The organism is Gordonia shandongensis DSM 45094, from assembly GCF_000423025.1.
Lineage (GTDB): Bacteria > Actinomycetota > Actinomycetes > Mycobacteriales > Mycobacteriaceae > Gordonia > Gordonia shandongensis.
Genome location: NZ_AUHE01000002.1, coordinates 227,450 through 246,126, shown reverse-complemented (window position 1 = coordinate 246,126; position 18,677 = coordinate 227,450). Strand labels below are relative to the sequence as shown.

The 18,677-nt window shown below is 69.6% G+C and carries 18 protein-coding genes and 1 pseudogene; 3 read left to right on the top strand and 16 right to left on the bottom strand.

The window, feature by feature from the left end:
* Complete coding sequence (gene mihF, locus G528_RS0103990; protein ID WP_006894812.1) at nucleotides 1-315, bottom strand: integration host factor, actinobacterial type; 315 nt, start codon at nucleotides 313-315, stop codon at nucleotides 1-3.
* A gap of 232 nt (nucleotides 316-547) precedes the next feature.
* On the opposite strand from mihF, the gene G528_RS0103985 reads away from it, so the two are divergent.
* Together G528_RS0103985 and G528_RS18145 are read left to right on the top strand one after the other, a co-directional pair.
* Complete coding sequence (locus tag G528_RS0103985; RefSeq protein ID WP_026917845.1) at nucleotides 548-1,615, top strand: alpha/beta fold hydrolase; 1,068 nt, start codon at nucleotides 548-550, stop codon at nucleotides 1,613-1,615.
* A 124-nt stretch (nucleotides 1,616-1,739) separates the two neighbouring features.
* Nucleotides 1,740-2,742, top strand: a pseudogene (locus G528_RS18145) (IS481 family transposase).
* Here the strand turns inward: G528_RS18145 and pyrF are convergent.
* The 10 genes from pyrF to G528_RS0103930 all read right to left on the bottom strand — a co-directional run bounded on the left by pyrF (nucleotide 2,739) and on the right by G528_RS0103930 (nucleotide 13,765).
* The gene (pyrF, locus tag G528_RS0103975) at nucleotides 2,739-3,563 is read right to left on the bottom strand and encodes an orotidine-5'-phosphate decarboxylase (protein WP_026917843.1); all 825 of its coding nucleotides are present in this window, start codon (nucleotides 3,561-3,563) and stop codon (nucleotides 2,739-2,741) included. The pseudogene G528_RS18145 and the gene pyrF overlap by 4 nt on opposite strands.
* Nucleotides 3,560-6,889, bottom strand: coding sequence for a carbamoyl-phosphate synthase large subunit (gene carB, locus G528_RS0103970; RefSeq protein ID WP_026917842.1), 3,330 nt, complete (start codon nucleotides 6,887-6,889; stop codon nucleotides 3,560-3,562). The genes pyrF and carB overlap by 4 nt, the downstream gene beginning before the upstream one ends.
* Nucleotides 6,889-8,067 carry a glutamine-hydrolyzing carbamoyl-phosphate synthase small subunit gene (gene carA / locus G528_RS0103965; RefSeq protein WP_026917841.1) on the bottom strand — a complete coding sequence of 393 codons (1,179 nt, stop codon included), beginning with the start codon at nucleotides 8,065-8,067 and terminating at the stop codon, nucleotides 6,889-6,891. The genes carB and carA overlap by 1 nt, the downstream gene beginning before the upstream one ends.
* Nucleotides 8,064-8,639: a PH-like domain-containing protein gene (locus G528_RS0103960; protein WP_035718840.1), complete on the bottom strand. Its 576-nt coding sequence runs from the start codon at nucleotides 8,637-8,639 to the stop codon at nucleotides 8,064-8,066. The genes carA and G528_RS0103960 overlap by 4 nt, the downstream gene beginning before the upstream one ends.
* A complete protein-coding gene (locus G528_RS0103955; RefSeq protein ID WP_026917840.1) occupies nucleotides 8,636-9,949 on the bottom strand; it encodes a dihydroorotase in 1,314 nt (437 codons plus the stop codon). Before G528_RS0103955 ends, G528_RS0103960 begins: the two co-directional genes overlap by 4 nt.
* Nucleotides 9,946-10,905, bottom strand: a complete 960-nt coding sequence (locus G528_RS0103950; protein ID WP_026917839.1) for an aspartate carbamoyltransferase catalytic subunit — start codon at nucleotides 10,903-10,905, stop codon at nucleotides 9,946-9,948. The genes G528_RS0103955 and G528_RS0103950 overlap by 4 nt, the downstream gene beginning before the upstream one ends.
* The gene (gene pyrR / locus G528_RS0103945) at nucleotides 10,902-11,465 is read right to left on the bottom strand and encodes a bifunctional pyr operon transcriptional regulator/uracil phosphoribosyltransferase PyrR (RefSeq protein ID WP_026917838.1); all 564 of its coding nucleotides are present in this window, start codon (nucleotides 11,463-11,465) and stop codon (nucleotides 10,902-10,904) included. The genes G528_RS0103950 and pyrR overlap by 4 nt, the downstream gene beginning before the upstream one ends.
* A 91-nt stretch (nucleotides 11,466-11,556) precedes the next feature.
* Entirely contained in the window at nucleotides 11,557-12,006 is a 450-nt protein-coding gene (gene nusB, locus G528_RS0103940; protein WP_026917837.1) for a transcription antitermination factor NusB, read from the bottom strand.
* Between the two features lie 22 nt (nucleotides 12,007-12,028).
* Entirely contained in the window at nucleotides 12,029-12,592 is a 564-nt protein-coding gene (efp, locus tag G528_RS0103935; protein ID WP_026917836.1) for an elongation factor P, read from the bottom strand.
* A 39-nt stretch (nucleotides 12,593-12,631) separates the two neighbouring features.
* A complete protein-coding gene (locus G528_RS0103930; RefSeq protein ID WP_035718837.1) occupies nucleotides 12,632-13,765 on the bottom strand; it encodes an aminopeptidase P family protein in 1,134 nt (377 codons plus the stop codon).
* Nucleotides 13,766-13,828: 63 nt separating this feature from the next.
* On the opposite strand from G528_RS0103930, the gene G528_RS0103925 reads away from it, so the two are divergent.
* Complete coding sequence (locus G528_RS0103925; RefSeq protein ID WP_026917834.1) at nucleotides 13,829-14,326, top strand: B-4DMT family transporter; 498 nt, start codon at nucleotides 13,829-13,831, stop codon at nucleotides 14,324-14,326.
* Nucleotides 14,327-14,443: 117 nt separating this feature from the next.
* On the opposite strand, the gene aroB is transcribed toward G528_RS0103925, so the two are convergent.
* The 5 genes from aroB to G528_RS16315 are packed head-to-tail and all read right to left on the bottom strand — an operon-like array spanning nucleotide 14,444 to nucleotide 18,654.
* A complete protein-coding gene (gene aroB, locus G528_RS0103920; RefSeq protein ID WP_026917833.1) occupies nucleotides 14,444-15,556 on the bottom strand; it encodes a 3-dehydroquinate synthase in 1,113 nt (370 codons plus the stop codon).
* 13 nt (nucleotides 15,557-15,569) lie between these two features.
* Nucleotides 15,570-16,151, bottom strand: a complete 582-nt coding sequence (locus G528_RS16320) for a shikimate kinase (protein ID WP_084638015.1) — start codon at nucleotides 16,149-16,151, stop codon at nucleotides 15,570-15,572.
* Entirely contained in the window at nucleotides 16,151-17,365 is a 1,215-nt protein-coding gene (gene aroC, locus G528_RS0103910) for a chorismate synthase (protein WP_026917832.1), read from the bottom strand. The genes G528_RS16320 and aroC overlap by 1 nt, the downstream gene beginning before the upstream one ends.
* Nucleotides 17,366-17,400: 35 nt before the next feature.
* Nucleotides 17,401-17,799 (bottom strand): prepilin peptidase, encoded by a 399-nt coding sequence (locus G528_RS0103905; protein ID WP_156890341.1) that lies wholly within the window; start codon nucleotides 17,797-17,799, stop codon nucleotides 17,401-17,403.
* A gap of 33 nt (nucleotides 17,800-17,832) precedes the next feature.
* Nucleotides 17,833-18,654 carry a shikimate dehydrogenase gene (locus tag G528_RS16315; protein WP_035718963.1) on the bottom strand — a complete coding sequence of 274 codons (822 nt, stop codon included), beginning with the start codon at nucleotides 18,652-18,654 and terminating at the stop codon, nucleotides 17,833-17,835.
* Nucleotides 18,655-18,677: the final 23 nt, after the last annotated feature.

Below are 18,677 nucleotides of genomic sequence, written 5' to 3'. Positions count from 1 at the left end.
TCAGGAGCTGAACTTCTCGAGCAGCGCCTTGCGCTGGCGGTCGCCGAGGCCGCGGACGCGACGGGTCGGAGCGATCTCCAGCTCGGTCATGATCTCCTGCGCCTTGACCTTGCCGACCTTGGGCAGGGCTTCGAGCAGCGCCGAAACCTTCATCTTGCCCAGAATCTCATCGTTCTCGGCGTCGGCCAGCACCTGCTGAAGGTTGGTGCCACCGCTCTTGAGACGGTTCTTCAGTTCGGCACGCACGCGACGAGCGGCTGCTGCCTTCTCAAGGGCTGCAGCGCGCTGCTCATCGGTCAACTGGGGAAGAGCCACGGTTCCTCCGTCTTTCGTTTCTACAGTTCGGTTTGTCCACGCGACGCTATACCAACGCCTCGCGATTCGTCCGCCTCGGGCTGCGCCCTACGAGCGAATTGGGTCCAGCCTAACGCGGTGCGTCGGCGACGATGCAATCGGACCAGCACAAACGGTACCCCCGAGGCCCCCGATCGTGTGGCAACCGCCCCGGGCGCGCCGAAAGTTCACCCCACCGGGTACGGTGCGCTCCATGCTGAGTGACCTGCGGACCCTCGCGCGCGTGCTGACCGATGACCTCGCACCGCGGACCGCCACCGAGTCCGTCTCGATCTCCGAGCGACCGAATGCCCGCCTGATCCGTTACGGCTCCCCCGACCAGCTCGAATCCGCTCGCGCACGCGGCGCGGTCCCGATCCTGCTCGTCCCGCCGCTGGCGGTGCCCGCCGCCTGCTACGACCTCGCGCCGAACGCGTCCCCGGCGAACTCGGTGGTCGAGTTCCTGCTGTCGACGGGCACGGTCCCCTACGTCGTCGACTTCGGCGGCGTGTCGTGGGCCGACCGCCGCCTCGGGTTCGAGGACTACATCGACGGAATCATTCCCCGAGCGGTCGCCGAGGTCGTCGACGACTTCCGGTCGGGAGCCGACGCCGTCGACCTCATGGGGTGGAGTCTGGGCGGCACGCTCTCCCTGTTGACGGCGGGTGCACGCCGCGATCTGCCGATCCGGTCGGTGATCACCGTCGGTACACCGTTGAACTATCAGCGCATCGCTCCCTACCCGCTGGTTCGGGCGCTCCTGGCGCCGACGGACGGTCGGCCCGTCACCTATGCGCTCCGTGCCCTCGGCGGGATCCCCTCACCGCTGGTTCGGTTGGCCTACCGGGCCACCGCCTGGGAACGCGAGGTCAAGAAGCCCAAGTACATTCTGCAGAACCTCGACGACGTCGACGCGCTGGTCCGCATGCAGGTGATCGACCGCTTCCAGGGGTCGCTGCCCGGCTACCCGGGCCGGGTGAGCGAACAGATGCTGGTCAACCTCATCGTCCGCGACGAGATCGCCCGCGGCCGACTCCGGTTCGGCGATGTCGACGTCGACCTGACGGCCGTCACGGCGCCGGTGTTCATGGTCGGCTCGCACCGCGACGCCATCGTCAGCCACGCGGCGGCCGAGCACGGTCGGACCCTGTTCACCTCGTCGGTGCACGTGGAGTTCCACACCGTCGAGTCGAGCCACCTCGGGCTGCTCACGGGCGCCGATGCCGAGCAGGCCACCTGGCCGGCGATCGCGGCGTTCCGCGAGCGGATCGGCCGCGGCTGACGGGTCCGCGACCCATCCTCTTCTAGGTGTACTTCCCCGACACGTTGTGAACATCTGAGGTAGGACGAAGACCTCCGGGCAGGATGTGGGTTACCACACTCACGATCTAGCCACGGAGGTCTTCGTGACTCACGCTAACGCACCTTTGACACCCGAGGGGCGTCGACGCCTCGCTTGCCTGGTCGTGGACGGGGGTGGTCCTTGCGGCGTGCCGCCGAGCGGTTCCAGTGTTCACCGGCCACGGCGAAACGGTGGGCCGACCGCTACCGTGCCGGCCAGGTGCTGACCGACCGTAGTTCCCGGCCCGCACATTCACCGGCCCGGCTGCCCCGCCGCACCGAGCGCCGGATCATCAAACTGCGCTGCACCCGCCGGTGGGGGCCGCACCGGATCGCCTATCACCTGGGTATTCCGCGTTCAACTGTCGGCCGGGTCCTCGATCGCTACCAGATGCCGCGGCTGGACAACATCGACCAGGCCACCGGACTACCGGTACGCAGACCGCAACCGAAACGCTACGAGGTCGACCGGCCCGGACGACTCGTGCACGTCGACATCAACAAGCAGGGCCGAGTCCCCGACGATGGAGGCTGGCGCGTGCATGATCGCGGATCGGCCGCCGACCGAACCGCCAGCATGGCCCGCGACCGGGCTGCCCGTTCGGGCGCACCGGGCTCGCGTGGCTACCGCTACCTGCATCACGCCGTCGACGACCACTCCCGGGTGGCGTACTCGGAGATCCTCGACGACCAACGCAACGAAACCGCGGCCGGGTTCTGGCGCCGCGCCAACACATTCTTCACCGAACGCGGCGTGCCGGTGACCGCAGTGATGACTGACAACGGCTCCTACTACCGCTCGGCGATGTTCGCCGAAGCCCTCGCCGAGACCGGGATCAAGCACAAGACGACCAAGCCCTACCGGCCCCAGACGAACGGAAACGTCGAACGCTTCAACCAGACCCTGGCCGCCGAATGGGCCTACGCGAAACCCAATGCCAACGAAGCCGAACAAGAAGCCGCCTACACCGCATGGCTCCACCACTACAATCACCACCGACCCCACCCGGCATCGGCGGCCAAGCTCCCTCAGACCGCGTTCACAACCTCACGGGGCAATACACCTAGAGGGCGGCCTCGATCTCGTCGCGCGTCACCGCGACGGCAGCGGCCAGCGCGGCCGGATCCGGTCCGGCACGCAGAATGCTCCGGCTCGCTGCCGGCAGAATCCAGGTCGGATCGCAGTCGACGAAGATCCGGGCCAGGTCGGCGGCCGTGGCTCCCTGTGCTCCGAGGCCGGGCGCGAGCACCGGACCGGAGAGGGTCGACAGGTCCAGTCCGTGGTCTCGGGTCGCGCCGACGACGACGCCGACCGTGCCCGAACCGGCCGTGTTCACGCGTGCGGCGTCGTCGACGATCGACTGGGCCACACTGCGTCCCGCACTGTCGGCGGTCTGCACTCGCGCGCCTTCCGGATTCGACGTGCGGGCCAGCGCGAAGACGGCGCGCCCGGTGGCCGCCGCCTGCTCCACGGCGGGCGCGAGCGACCCGAACCCGAGATACGGCGACACCGTCACGGCGTCCGAGCAGAGCGGTGACGCCTCATCGAGCCATGCGGTGCTGTATGCGGCCATCGTGGAACCGATGTCACCCCGTTTGGCATCGGCCACCACCAGGGCCCCGGCCTCCCGGCAACCGGAGATGACTCGCTCGAGCACTGCGAAACCCGCTGCCCCGAACATCTCGAAGAAGGCGACCTGGGGTTTGATCACCGCGGCCACCGGGGCGATGCCGGCGACGCACGCATCGGCGAATGCGGCGAGGCCGTCGGCGGTGACCGGGAGTCCCCACTGTTCGAGGAGGCTCGGGTGCGGATCGATACCGGCGCAGAGCCGTCCCCGCCCGGCGACGGCGGCGCGATAGCGGCCGCCGAAGCCCTCGCCGGTCACCTCCCGGCCTGCATCAGAGAGTGCCGCCGCTGCAGCGACATGACGCCCATCCCGGAGCTGATCGTCGCCTCGACGCCCTGGACGGCGGCTCCGGCCCCCTGCACCGTGGTGATGAACGGCACCGTCGCCGCGATCGCGGCGGCCCGGATCTCGTAGCCGTCGACGCGGGGACCCGCGGTTCCGTACGGGGTGTTGATGATGAGGTCGACCTCGCGGGCCGCGATCGCGTCGATCACCGTCCGCTCCCCCTCCGTGGCCTCATAGGCCTTGCGCACGGTCTCCACCTCGATGCCGTTGCGGCGCAAGACGTCTGCCGTCCCTCCTGTCGCGAGCACCGTGAACCCGAGATCGGCCAGCCGCTTCATCGGGAAGATGATCGACGCCTTGTCGCGGTCGGCCACCGACACGAAGACCGTGCCCGAGACCGGCAGTGCGCCACCGGCCGCCTGCTGCGACTTCGCGAATGCTCGGCCGAACTCGGCGTCGAGGCCCATCACCTCGCCGGTCGACTTCATCTCCGGGCTGAGCAGGGTGTCGACGCCGGTCCCGTCCTTGCGACGGAACCGGTTGAAGGGAAGGACCGCCTCCTTGACCGCGACGGGCGCCGACGCCGGCGTCACCGATCCGTCGCCCGTCTCCGGCAGGATCTGCTGTTCGCGGAGCTCGGCGATCGACATGCCCATCATCACGCGGGCGCACGCCTTGGCCAGCGGGACGGCCGTCGCCTTGGAGACGAAGGGCACGGTCCGGCTCGCTCGCGGGTTCGCCTCGAGGACGTAGAGGACGTTGTCGGCGAGGGCGTACTGCACGTTCATCAGGCCGCGCACCCCCAGTCCCTCGGCGAGCGCCGCCGTCGAGGTGCGCACCCGCTCCACCACGTCGGCTCCGAGCGTGATCGGCGGCAGGGCGCACGCCGAGTCGCCCGAGTGGATGCCCGCCTCCTCGATGTGCTCCATGATCCCGCCGATGTAGACCTCGTCACCGTCGCACAGCGCATCGACGTCGATCTCCACGGCGCCCTCGAGGAATCGATCGACGAGGACGGGCCGGTCGTCGGAGATCTCAGTGGCGTTCTCGATGTACGAGGCGAGGGCGTCTTCGTCGTAGACGATCTGCATGCCGCGGCCGCCCAGCACGTACGAGGGGCGCACGAGGACCGGGTACCCGATGTCGGCCGCGATGTCGCGGGCGCCGGCGAACGTGGTCGCGGTTCCGAACTGCGGCGCGGGCAGGTTCGCGGCGGTCAGCACGTCGCCGAACTCGCCGCGGTCCTCGGCGAGGTCGATCGCCGCCGGACTGGTGCCGACGATCGGCACACCCGCCTCCTCCAGTCGCGCGGCCAGGCCCAGCGGCGTCTGACCGCCGAGCTGCACGATCACGCCGGCGACGGTCCCGGACTCGCACTCGGCCCGGTACACCTCGAGGACGTCCTCGAAGGTGAGCGGCTCGAAGTACAGCCGATCGGCGGTGTCGTAGTCGGTGGAGACCGTCTCGGGGTTGCAGTTGACCATGACCGTCTCGTACCCGGCCTCCGACAGGGTCAGCGCGGCGTGCACGCACGAGTAGTCGAACTCGATGCCCTGGCCGATGCGGTTGGGACCCGACCCCAGGATCATCACCTTGGGGCGGTCGGTCTGCGGCGTCACCTCGCTGGTCGCTGCGGGATCGAGCTCGTAGGAGCTGTAGTGGTACGGGGTGCGCGCCTCGAACTCGGCCGCACAGGTGTCGACCGTCTTGTAGACCGGCCGCACGCCCAGCCCGGTGCGCAGTTCGCGGATCGCATCCTCGTCGTCACCGCGCAACGCGGCGATCTGCCGGTCCGAGAGGCCGTTGCTCTTCGCGACCCGCAGCAGGTGCTCATCGAGTTCTGCGGCATCGCGGACCTCGCCGCCGATCTCTCCGACCGCGGCGATCTCGGCGAGGAACCAGGGGTCGATCCCGGTCGCCGCGTAGATCTGTTCGATGGACGCGCCGGCCTCCAGCAGGAGCATGATGGCGTACATCCGCCCGTCCTTGGGCACCGCGATCTCGGCGAGCAGGCCCTCGACGTCGACGTCCGCCGGGTCCGGGCGGTCGGCCTCGGTCCAGAATCCCGCCGACTTGGTCTCCAGGGACCGCATCACCTTGCCGAACGCCTCGGCGAAGCTGCGGCCGAGGCTCATCGCCTCACCGACCGACTTCATCGTGGTGGTGAGGGTGTCGTCGGCGCCCGGGAACTTCTCGAACGCGAAACGCGGCGCCTTCACCACCACGTAGTCGAGTGCCGGCTCGAAGCACGCGGGGGTGACCTCGGTGATGTCGTTCATGATCTCGTCGAGCGAGTAACCGATGGCCAGCTTGGCCGCCATCTTGGCGATCGGGTATCCCGTGGCCTTCGACGCCAGCGCCGAGGACCGCGAGACACGCGGGTTCATCTCGATGACGACCATGCGGCCGTCGCGCGGGTCCTGGGCGAACTGGATGTTGCAGCCGCCGGTGTCGACCCCGACCTTGCGGATGATCGCGATCGACAGGTCGCGCATCTGCTGGTATTCGCGGTCGGTGAGCGTCATCGCCGGGGCGACCGTGATCGAGTCGCCCGTGTGGACGCCGACCGGATCGACGTTCTCGATGGAGCAGATCACCACGACGTTGTCGCGGTTGTCGCGCATCAGTTCGAGTTCGAACTCCTTCCACCCGAGGATCGACTCCTCGATGAGCACGTTCGCCGTCGGCGACGCCGCCAGTCCGCCGCCGGCGATCCGATCCAGATCGTCGTCGTCGTAGGCCAGGCCGGAGCCGAGTCCGCCCATGGTGAACGACGGCCGGACGACGACGGGGAAGCCGAGGTCGGCGACCGTCTCGCGGACCTCGTCCATCGTGTGGCAGACACGCGACCGCGCACTCTCGCCGCCGACCTCCGTGACGATGTCCTTGAACATCTGACGGTCCTCACCGCGCTGGATCGCGTCGAAGTCGGCGCCGATCAGCTCGATGCCGTGCTTGGCGAGGATGCCCTGCTCATGCAGGCCGACGGCGGCGTTGAGCGCCGTCTGGCCGCCGAGGGTCGCCAGCACCGCATCGATCGGGTGACCCTGCGCGGCCTCGGTCTCGATGACCTTCTCGATGTAGTCGGGGCTGATCGGTTCGATGTAGGTGGCGTCCGCGAACTCCGGGTCGGTCATGATCGTCGCCGGGTTGGAGTTGACCAGCGACACGCGGAGGCCCTCGGCCTTCAACACGCGGCACGCCTGGGTGCCGGAGTAGTCGAACTCGCAGGCCTGGCCGATGACGATCGGACCCGAGCCGATGACCAGGACGTGGGAGATGTCTGTACGACGGGGCATCAGGAGTGGGTTCCTTCCATCACGGAGACGAACTTGTCGAAGAGGTTGGCGGCGTCGTGCGGACCGGACGCGGCCTCGGGGTGGTATTGCACCGAGAAGACGCGCCCCGTCTGGAGTTCCACGCCCTCCACCACGCCGTCGTTGGCGCAGACGTGCGAGACGCGGGCGGGTCCGAAGTCCGTGTCGAACTCCTCCCCGGCCTCGCCTTCGATCGCGAATCCGTGGTTCTGCGAGGTGATGGCGACGCGCCCGGTCGTCAGATCTTTGACCGGGATGTTGATGCCGCGATGTCCGAACCGGAGCTTGTAGGTCTCGCGCCCGAACGCGCGGCCGATGATCTGGTTGCCGAAGCAGATTCCGAACGTCGGCAGACCGGCGTCGATGACCTCCCGTGTCAGGTCGACCGCCGCATCGGCGGTGGCGGGATCGCCGGGCCCGTTCGACAGGAAGAATCCGTCCGGTTTCACCGCCGTCACGTCGGCCAGGGTGGCGTTCGACGGCAGGATGTGCACGTCGACACCGCGGGCGGCGAGCATGCGGGGCGTGTTCGCCTTGATCCCCAGGTCGAGCGCCGCGACGGTCAGCCTGCCGCTGCCGCCCGCCGCGCGCACCAGATACGGTTCGGCGGTGCTCACCGCACTCGCGAGGTCGGCACCGGCCATCGCCGGTTGCGACCGCACCGCCTCGACCATCTCGTCGACCGGGCCGAGGGCGTCGCCGGAGAAGATCCCGGCGCGCATCGCACCGCTGTCCCGCAGGACGCGCACCACCGCGCGGGTGTCGATTCCGGCGATGCCGACCACGCCCTGCGCGGCCAGCTCGTCTTCCAGCGAGGAGCCGGCACGCCAGTTCGAGACGCGGCGGGTCGGGTTCCGCACCGCGTAACCGGCGACCCAGATCCGCCCGGGGTCACCGTGGTCGATGAAGTCCGCCGACCAGCTGACCTCGGATCGACGGCCCAGCAGGCTCTCACTGTCTTCGGTGTTCCACCCCGTGTTACCGATCTGCGGGGCCGTGGCCACCAGGATCTGCCGGTGGTAGCTCGGATCGGTCAGCGTCTCCTGGTAACCGGTCATCGCCGTGCAGAACACCGCTTCGCCGAGGGTGCGGCCGACCGCGCCGAACGACTCGCCGGTGAAGACCCGGCCGTTCTCCAGCACCATTACCGCTTTGCTCATCTCTCGTCCTTCTTCCTCGTGGTGCCAGATTCACTCTCATCCAGGCGCTCTTGGGCCCGGTAAGCCTTCTCGGTGACCTCCGCGAACGCCTCGACCCATTCCGGATACACCGTCTTGTCGTCGGCGCGCAGCCCCGAGTCGATCTGCGTGCCGGTCGTCAGCTCCCACCGGATGACCAGAACGCCGTCGCGGGTCATCGCCTTGCCCGCGAGTCCCCGCTCCGTCCTGACCGCCACGATCGATGCGCGGGGGATCCAGATCTGCGATGCCCCCTTCCGGGCGATCAGCAGGCCGTCGGAATACTCGCTGAGCAGGGAGTCCGCTCGGTCGCCGAGGTCGCCGACGGCGACCCGGTCCTGCCAACTCGGCGCAAGGGTGCTGCCCAGGTACAGGCCCGTGTGCGGACCGCGGATCGGTTCGCCGAGGTCGGCGGGCGCGGTCGGCGGGGTACCGACCGCCTCGAGCTGCCTGCGACCCCGATTCCGCCAACCCCACAACGCGAGGCTCACCAGAACGCCCCACAGGGCGACGGCGCCGAGGACGAGCAGCGTGTAGTACAGGCCGGTGCTCACTGCCAGGCACCGCCGTTCGCGGCGCGCCGCGCGGTCACCCTGCCGCGCAGGACGGTGGCGGTCACCAGGGCGGGCAGCGTCATCTCCCGGTACGGGGTGTTCTGCGACCGGCTCGCCAGCGCGTCGTCCCGCACCGTCCAGGTGGCGTCCGGATCGACGATCGTGAGGTTGGCCGGCTCCCCCGCCGTGAGCGGCCGCCCCTGATCGTCGAGCCCGACGATCTGTGCGGGCCGCTCGCTCATCACGCGGGCCACGCCGCGCCAGTCGAGGAGCCCTGCGGTCACCATCGTCTCGGCGACCACGGACAGCGCCGTCTCCAGACCGAGCATCCCCGGTCGCGCTTGCGAGAATTCGCAGCACTTCTCCTGTGCCGCATGCGGTGCGTGGTCGGTGGCGACGCAGTCGACCACCCCTTCGGCGAGAGCGGCCCGCAGTGCACGGGTGTCGCTCTCCTCACGCAGCGGCGGGTTCACCCGGTTCACTCCGTCGTAGGTCGCCAGCCGGGAGTCGTCCAGCAGCAGATGGTGGGGCGTCACCTCGGCGGTGATGTCGATCCCCTGACCGCGCGCCCAGCGGATCAGCTCCACGGTGCCGGCGGTCGACGCGTGGGCCACGTGGATCCGGGCGCCCGCATCGCGGGCGAGGAGGGCGTCCCGCGCGACGATCGACTCCTCGGCGGCGCGGGGCCAACCGGCCAGTCCCAGACGGGCCGCGGTCGGCCCGTCGTGGGCGACCGCTCCCTGCGTGAGCCGCGGGTCCTCGGAGTGTTGGGAGATCAGCACGCCCAGTCCCGTCGCATACTCGAGGGCCCGTTTCATGATCACCGGGTCGTGAACGCATTTGCCGTCGTCGCTGAACAATCGGACTCCGGCGGCGCCGTCGGCCATCATGCCCATCTCCGCGAGTTGTTCACCGGCCAGGCCCACGGTGACCGCGCCCACCGGGTGCACGTCGACGAGACCGACCTCCCGACCGAGGCGCCACACGTGGTCGGTGATCGTCGCGTTGTCGGCGACCGGCGCCGTGTTGGCCATCGCGAACACCGCGGTGAAGCCGCCGCGTGCTGCCGCACGCGATCCGGACTCGACGGTCTCGGTGTCCTCACGTCCCGGTTCGCGCAGGTGAGTGTGCAGATCGACGAGGCCCGGCAGCAGCACTCCGCCGCGCCCGTCGATCTCGTCGTCTGCGACGTGCGTGTCGGGAACCGCGCCGACCGCGGCGATCACGCCGTCGGTCACCGCGACGTCGAGCGGCTCGCCTTCACCGTAGGGACGGACATTCCTGATCAGTACCGAACCGGTGACGGTCACTGCTGCTCTCCTCCTGCGGGGGTGTGGTGGACCGGGTTCTCGTCGGCCCCGGCCAAGAGCCGGAACAGGACGGCCATGCGGACGTGCACGCCGTTGCGGACCTGCTCCAGCACCGTCGACTGGGGGGCGTCGGCGACGCCGAAACCGATCTCCATGCCGCGAAGCATCGGCCCCGGATGCAGGACGACCGCATCGTCGCGGAGCAACGCCAGTCGGGTGTCGTTGAGGCCGTACCGCACGGCGTACTCCCGGGCGCTGGGGAAGAAGCCGCCGTTCATCCGCTCGGCCTGGACGCGCAGCATCATCACCGCGTCGAGTGCCGCGAGTTCGGCGTCGATCGACGTCGCGACCCGGACCGGCCAGGTGTCGACGCCCGTCGGGAGCAGTGTCGGCGGGGCGATGAGGACCACTTCGGCGCCGAGCGTGGCGAGCAGGTGGGCGTTCGACCGCGCGACGCGCGAGTGCAGGATGTCCCCGACGATGCCGATGCGACGTCCGGTCAGGGAGCCGAGTCGCTGGCGGAGCGTCAGCGCGTCCAGGAGCGCCTGGGTGGGATGTTCGTGCATCCCGTCGCCCGCGTTGATCACCGCGGGTCCCTCGGTCCACCCGGCGATCTGCGCGGCCGCGCCCGAGGCGGGATGGCGGACGATCAGGGTGTCGGCGCCGGCCGCGCACAACGTCTTGGCCGTGTCGCGAAGTGATTCTCCCTTGTTGACCGACGAACTCGACGCGCTGACGTTGATGACGTCGGCGCTCATCCACTTCCCCGCGACTTCGAACGACACCCTGGTTCGGGTGGAGTTCTCGTAGAAGACCGTCATCACGGTGCGGCCGCGGAGGGTGGGGAGTTTGCGGATCTCTCGACCGGTCAACGCCTGTTCGAAGCGTTCCGCCTCGTCGAGGAGGTCGACCGCTTCGTCGCGGGTGAGGTCGGCGGCCGCGAGCAAGTGCCTCATCGCAGGACCACCTCGTCGGCGCCGTCGTGTTCGTGGAGGTGGACCTGCACGTCTTCGTCGCGCGAGGTCGGGACGTTCTTGCCCACGTAATCGGCGCGCAGCGGCAGTTCGCGGTGCCCGCGGTCGACGAGGACCGCCAGTTGTACGGCCGCCGGTCGGCCCAGATCGCGCAGCGCGTCGAGGGCGGCGCGAACCGTCCGTCCCGAGAAGAGGACGTCGTCGACGAGGATCACCAGGGCGCCGTCGACGCCGCCCTCGGGGACCAGGGTCCGCTCGAGGGGCCGGTGGGGTTTGTCGCGGAGGTCGTCGCGGTACAGCGTGATGTCCAGATAGCCCGTCGGCACGCTCACCCCGGAGAACTCCGCGATCCGGTCGGCCAGGCGCATCGCCAGGGAGGTCCCGCGCGTCGGGATGCCGATGAGGACCACCGGCCGCGCATCGGGTCCGTCCACGGCGGTCTTCTCGATGATCTGGTGGGCCATGCGGGCCACGGTGCGACCGACATCGGACGCATCGAGCAGGACGCGCTGTGGGCGCGCACCATCGACTGGCGGAGCCACGTCGACCTCCTTCTCCGCCTCACTGGACGGATCGTTAAAGGAATCGTGTCGGGCGAGAGCTCGCTCCCGGGCGCTCGCCCCGCGTCGGAGTCTACTCCGCGCTCGCCGCGGCCCTCACCTGTGGGGCCAATTCCGCGACTCTTCCCAGGACGCCGTTGACGAACGACGGCGACTCGTCCGTCGAGAGCTCCTGGGCCAGCTTCACCGCCTCGTCGAGCACCACGTCGATGTCGACGTCGGTGGCGTACAGCAGTTCCCAGACCGCCAGCCGTAGAATCGCCCGGTCGACGGCGGGCAGCCGGTGCAGCCTCCAGTTCTCCAGATGCGATTCGATGACCGCATCCACCTGGGTGCGGTCGGCGACGACGCCCTCGACGACGCGGACGGTGTAGTCGTACATCATCCCGACGCTGTCGTCACTGGGATAGATCTCGCGGCGCTGAGCGATCAGGTCGGTCGCCGGCGCGTCCTTCGCTTCGGCCTCGAACAGGAGGTCCACCGCACGCTTACGTGCTTTGTGGCGGGTACCGGATTTCTTCACGTGAGTCGAACTGCCCGTCTGATCAGTGGTTGACGCGGCCGAGGTAGCCGCCGTCGCGCGAGTCGATCTTCAGCCGGTCGCCGGTGTTGATGAACAGCGGGACCTGAACCTCGGCACCGGTCTCGAGCGTCGCGGGCTTGGTCCCGCCGGTGGAGCGGTCCCCCTGCAGTCCCGGATCGGTATGGGTGACCTCGAGCTCGACGGTGACCGGCAGTTCCACGCTGAGCGGAACGTCGTTGTGCGTGGAGACCTGCACGGTCATGCTCTCCAGGAGGAACCGTGCGCCGTCGCCGACGGTCTCCGGTGCGATCGCGACCTGGTCGTAGGTCTCCGAGTCCATGAACACGTAGTCGGTGCCGTCGTTGTAGAGGTAGGTCATGTCGCGGCGGTCGACCGTCGCCGTCTCGACCTTGACGCCGGCGTTGAAGGTCTTGTCGACGATCTTGCCCGACAGCACGTTCTTGATCTTGGTGCGAACGAAGGCGGGTCCCTTGCCGGGCTTGACGTGCTGGAATTCGAGGATCTGCCAGAGCTGGCCCTCCATCTTGAGCACGAGGCCGTTCTTGAAGTCGGCGGTCGACGCCATATGCGTGTTCTCCCTATCGGTCGGGTTCGAGCGGTTCGTTCACAGGACGCGGAGCGTCCTGGGTGTGGTCGTCAGCAATCGGGGCCCGGATTCGGCAACCACCAGGGTGTCCTCGATCCGTACGCCGCCGCGCCCCGGGAGGTACACCCCCGGTTCGACGGTGACCGTTGCGCCGTCAGGCAGTGTACCGCTCGCCGCCGCCCCGATCCCCGGCGCTTCGTGGATCTCGAGACCCACCCCGTGCCCGAGCCCGTGCACGTAGTACTCGCCGTACCCGGCGTCGGCGATCACGGTGCGTGCTGCGGCGTCGATGGTCCGGAGGTCGGCGCCGACGGCGAGCGCGTCGCGGCCCGCCTGCTGGGCCCGCTCCACCACGGCGTGGATCTCGCGCTGCCATGCGCTGGGCTCGCCGAGCACCACGGTGCGCGTCATGTCCGAGTGGTACCCGTCCACGACGGCGCCGAAGTCGATCTTCACCAGGTCGCCGACGGTCAACACGGCGTCGGTCGGACGATGGTGCGGGATCGCGGAGTGCGCCCCCGCCGCCACGATCGTCTCGAACGCGATCGCGTCGGCGCCGAGGCCGAACATCTCCCACTCCAGGTCGCGGGCCACCGCCCGCTCCGTCCGGCCGGGCGCGATCGCACCCCGGTCGATCAGCGCGCCGAGCGCCTCGTCGCCGATGCGGCAGGCCGCCGCGATGGCGGCCACCTCGTCGGCGTCCTTGGTGATCCGCAGTCGGGCCACACAGCCGTCGAGCGGGACCAGTTCGGCGCCCGCCGATTCGGCGGCGTCCCGCAGCCGCCCGAACGCCGACACCGTCAGGTCGTCGCCCTCGACGGCGATGCGGCGCAGGCCGTTCGCGGTCGCGTGAGCGATCAGCGCCGACGCGGTCGCGCGGTCGATGACGGCCTCGAGGTCGCCGGCCTGCGCGGCCACCTGACCGGTGTAGCGGCCGTCGGTTCCGATCCGGTCGCCGCTCCGCGGACGGTCGCCCGCACCGACGATGAGAGCGCCGTTACTTCCGGTGAAGCCCGTGAGATACCGCACGTTGACCTGGGACGTCACCAGGAATGCGTCGACGTCGGAGGTTTCGGGCCGCCCTTCGGCAGACGCCGCGAGGGCTCCGCGCCGGCGTTCGTGGACGCCGCCGCGGGGGCTCTGATCAGTCATCTGTGTACTCCTCAACTGCATGTCGGCGTTGTTGAACATGTTCCATCCCGGTACGGTGTCCCCATGAGTTCGTGGCTACTGCGTGGCACCGTGATGTCCATCGTGCACATCGCTGCACGCATCATTCTCAGTATCGCGGTCGTCACCGCGCCGCTGTCGTCGCCGATCTGGCGTTGGCTGGCGATCATCGCGGTGGTCCTCGTCGCGATGATCTGGGGCGGCGTCGACGGCATCAAGGACGCCCGCGAGAACGCCGATCCCGACGACTACGCCGACCTCACGGTCCGGTGGCTGAAGGTCGGCGTGATGGCCGGACTGATCTCCTGCCTGGTCTCGTGGATCCTCGGCGTGTGGAGCCCGGTCAGCTGGCTCAACGGCATCGGGCAGGCCGACTTCCTCATCGAGATCCTCGCCGGCGGCTCGTTCATCACGCTGGTCGTCTACGTTCCGGCGTTCTTCGGCGTCACGTTCGGCCGGTTCCTCATTCGCCGCGAGCAGCGCAAGGCCGAGCAGCAGGGTGAGGCCGACGAGGCCGCGACCCAGCAGATCGCCCCTGTCTGACTATCACCGTCTGACTATCACCGTCTGATTATCACCGTCTGATTATCACCGTCTGAATTTCACCGCCCACCCGGCGGCTATCGTCGGTCTGTCCCGCGGCCCGGGACAGACCGACGATCACAGCATGATCGGTGCGCTCGTGCCGCCGCCGCCCGCTGCCGCGACCGCCGAATACGCCGCCGCGATCAATGTCGGGTCCGGTGCCTCCAGCCGACCGGGTGTCGCCAACCCGTCGAGGACGACGAACCGCAGCATGCCGGAACGGTTCTTCTTGTCGCCCGACATCGTCGTCAGCAGATCCGGGAGCGCATCGGCGTCGTAGCTCGTCGGCAGCCCGATGAGTTCCAGAATCGATCGGTGCCGATCGGCGGTCGCATCGTCGAGCCGACCCGCCAGACGCCCCAGCTCGGCGGCGAACACCATCCCGACCGAGATGGCCGCGCCGTGACGCCACTTGTACCGTTCGCGACGCTCGATCGCATGGCCGAGCGTGTGCCCGTAGTTCAAGATCTCCCGCAGTGCGGACTCCTTGAGGTCGGCCGACACCACATCGGCCTTCACCTGCACCGAACGCCTGATCAGCTCCGGCAGGAGGCGCCCGGTCGGGTCCACTGCGGCCTCGGGGTCCGCTTCGATGAGCGTCAGGATCTCCGGGTCCGCGATGAATCCGGTCTTGACGACCTCTGCCAGGCCCGCGACGATCTCGTTGTGCGGGACGGTCTCGAGCGTGGCCAGATCGATCAGGACGGCGTCGGGCTCGTGGAACGACCCCACGAGGTTCTTGCCCGCATCGGTGTTGATGCCGGTCTTGCCGCCGACGGCGGCGTCGACCATCGCCAGGAGCGTGGTCGGCACGTGGATGACGCCGATGCCCCGCATCCACGTCGCGGCCGCGAAGCCGGCCAGGTCGGTCGCGGCACCTCCGCCCAGGCTCACGACCTTGTCGTTGCGGGCCATGCCGATACGGCCGAACACCTCCCAGCAGAATGCCGCCACCGACAGGTCCTTGCCGTCCTCGGCGTCCGGGATCTCCACCCGATGAGCGTCGAAGCCGCGGTCGGCCAGGAATTCGCGGATCTGCTCGGCGGTCTGCTTGAGCGTGGGCTGATAGATCACGGTGACGCGATCGGCACCGGCCGCCGCCGCTGCGAGATCACCCAGGAGTCCTCGTCCGATCGTCACGTCGTACGGACTCGCCGCACGGACCGGAACGGTCACGGGTTCGTTCATGTCGCCTCTCTCCTCACTGCCGATTCTGCTGTGTCCCGGGACGCGCGTGGGTCCCGGGCGATTCGTCGGTGCCGTCATCCCCGGCGCCCGTCGCGGGCGTCAGGGCGTCGCGGACGTCTGCGGCCACCTCGCGCGGCGGGCGCTCGGCGTCGACGATCACGCGCGCCACGGATCGGTATGTCGCATGACGGGAGGCCAGCAGTTCCGCGTACCGCGCTGCCGGATCATCGGTCGCCAGCAGCGGTCTGTCCCCCGCGGCCGCCACGCGTGCGAATCCCGCCGCGGCCGTCACCTCGAGGTAGACCACCGGATGTCCGGCGAGTGCGTCGGCGGTGGCCTCGGTCATCACCGCGCCCCCGCCGAGGGCGAGCACCCCGTCGGCGGCCGCCAGCAGGTCGGTGATCACCGCGGCTTCGAGGTCCCGGAACGCCGGTTCACCGTCTTCGGCGAAGATCTCGGCGATCGTTCGCCCGCTGCGATGCTCGATCTCCACGTCGGAGTCGCAGAAGGGGACGCCGAGGATTTCGGCAAGCAGCCGGCCGACCGTCGACTTGCCCGCCCCCATCGGTCCGACGAGGACGGCGGCCGGCGGCATCACGCCTCCCGGTGGCCGGAACGCGCGTCGACGGTCGCGAGGTAGGCGGTGAGGTTGGCGTGCGTCTCCGCCGCGGAGTCGCCGCCGAACTTCTCCAACGCCGCCTGCGCCACGACGAGCGCCACCATCGCCTCGGCGACCACACCGGCCGCCGGCACCGCGCAGACGTCGCTGCGCTGGTGGATCGCGCTGGCCGCTTCTCCTGTGCTCATGTCGACCGTCGCGAGAGCGCGAGGGACCGTCGAGATCGGCTTCATCGCCGCACGGACGCGGAGTTGTTCGCCGTTGGTCATCCCGCCCTCGAGGCCGCCCGCACGGTTCGTGGACCGCAGGACTCCGTCGGGGCCGGGCACCATCTCGTCGTGGGCGGCGCTCCCCCGGCGCCGTGCCGTGCGGAAACCGTCGCCGACCTCGACTCCCTTGATCGCCTGGATGCCCATGAGGGCGCCCGCGAGTCGCGCATCGAGTCGCGCCTCGCCGCTGACGTGGGAGCCCAGACCGATCGGGACGCCGGTCGCGACCACTTCGACGACACCGCCGAGGGTGTCTCCGTCGCGTTTGGCCGCCTCGATCTCGGTGATCATGGATTCCTCGGCGGCACTGTCGAAGGCACGCACGGGGCTCGCGTCGATGGCGGCGAGGTCATCGGCGGCGGGAGCCGGGCCCACGTAGGGTTCGCTCGCGCCGATGGAGATCACGTGCGAGACGATCTTGATTCCGAAGACTTGCCGCAGAAAGTTCCGTGCCACCGTGCCGGCGGTCACCCGAGCCGCGGTCTCTCGGGCGCTGGCGCGTTCGAGCACCGGGCGCGCATCGTCGAAGCCGTACTTGAGCATGCCCGAGTAGTCGGCATGCCCGGGGCGCGGTCTGGTCAACGGTGCGTTGCGGGCGCTGCCCTCGAGTTCCTCCGGATCCACGGGGTCGGCCGACATCACCTGCTTCCACTTGGGCCACTCGGTGTTGCCGATCTCGACAGCCACCGGACCGCCCATGGTGAGGCCGTGGCGGACGCCACCGATCACGGTCACCTCGTCGGCCTCGAACTTCATCCGCGCGCCACGACCGTAGCCGAGACGCCGGCGGGCGAGCTGTTCGGCGATGTCGGACGATGTGACCTCCACACCGGCGACCATGCCCTCGACGATGGCGACGAGGGCGGGCCCGTGGGACTCTCCGGCAGTAATCCAGCGCAACACGAGTACCGATTGTTCCAGAAGCACCGCGGGCGAGCACAGTCAGGATGCCGGGTTCAGCGGAGGATCATCACCGTCGCCGCGGCCACCGCCATCGCCGGTCCGTGCGGCAGCTGCCGTCGCCGCGTCACGCAGGCCGCCACGAGGGTCCCGAGTGCGGCGAGAACCACCATCACCAGGGCGCCGACGGGGTCGCCGGCGAGTCCGCCGCACGGCACGGCGAACTTCACGTCACCGCCGCCGCACGCGCGAGCGCGGTAGGCGACGAGGTACGGCGCGACGGCCGCGACCGCGGCGTATCCGACGGTCGGTTCGACGGCCGCACAGGCGAGTGTCGCCGCCGCGCCCGGAAGCACCAGCGCATTGGGGATCCGGCCGGTCCGTCGATCGGTCTCGGCGACCGCCAGCAACCAGGCGAGCAGCGTCCAGAGCAGCGGCGCGGGCATCGGATCCATGCTCCGATCGTCGCCGTCGATCGGGTCGAGACGCTAGGCGTCGGTCCACAGGCCGATCGCGGCCGCCATCTCGGCACGGGGCGCGGGGCGGCCGGTGAACTGTTCGACCTGGCTGAAGGCCTGGTTCACCAGCATCACGAGACCGCCGACGACCACGCCGCCGGCGGCCCGAACAGCGCTCGCCGCCGGTGTCGGCCACGGATCGTAGATCGCATCGACGAATCGCGGCGACGACGCCACGGGGTGCGCGACCGTCGCCGCCGCCGACGCCGGCACCGTCGACACCGTGACCGCGGACGCGGCACATGCCTCGGTCAGCGCGCCGGAGTCCGCGAAGTCGACGACCCGGGCGCGCAGGCCGAGCCTGCGCGCCAGTTCCACGGTGCTCTGCGCACGCTGGGGGCTGCGCGCGACGACCGACACCCGGTCGGCGCCGGCGTCGGCCAGGGCCGCGACCGTCGGCAACGACGTGCCGCCGGCCCCGATGAGGACGGCGTCGCCGCCGGTGTACCCGACCTCGGTCAACGCGCCGCTCATGCCGTCGACGTCGGTGCAGTCGGCACGCCATCCGCGTTCGGTGCGCACCAGGGTGTTCGCCGATCCGATCAGCTCGGCGCGTTCGGTGCGCTCATCGGCGATCCGGAGTGCCTCGAGCTTCCCGGGCATCGTCACCGAGAACCCGACCCATTCGGGTCCGGCATCGTGCACCCTGCCCGCCAACTGTTCGGCCGTCGTGTCGATCGCCTCGTACGTCCAGTCGTGCAGGCCGAGCGCCCGATAGGCTGCCCGATGGAGGTCCGGCGACTTCGAGTGGGCCACGGGCGAGCCGAGCACCGCGGCCCGACCCGCGCTCATCGGCACGTCCGCGACCGCGTGAG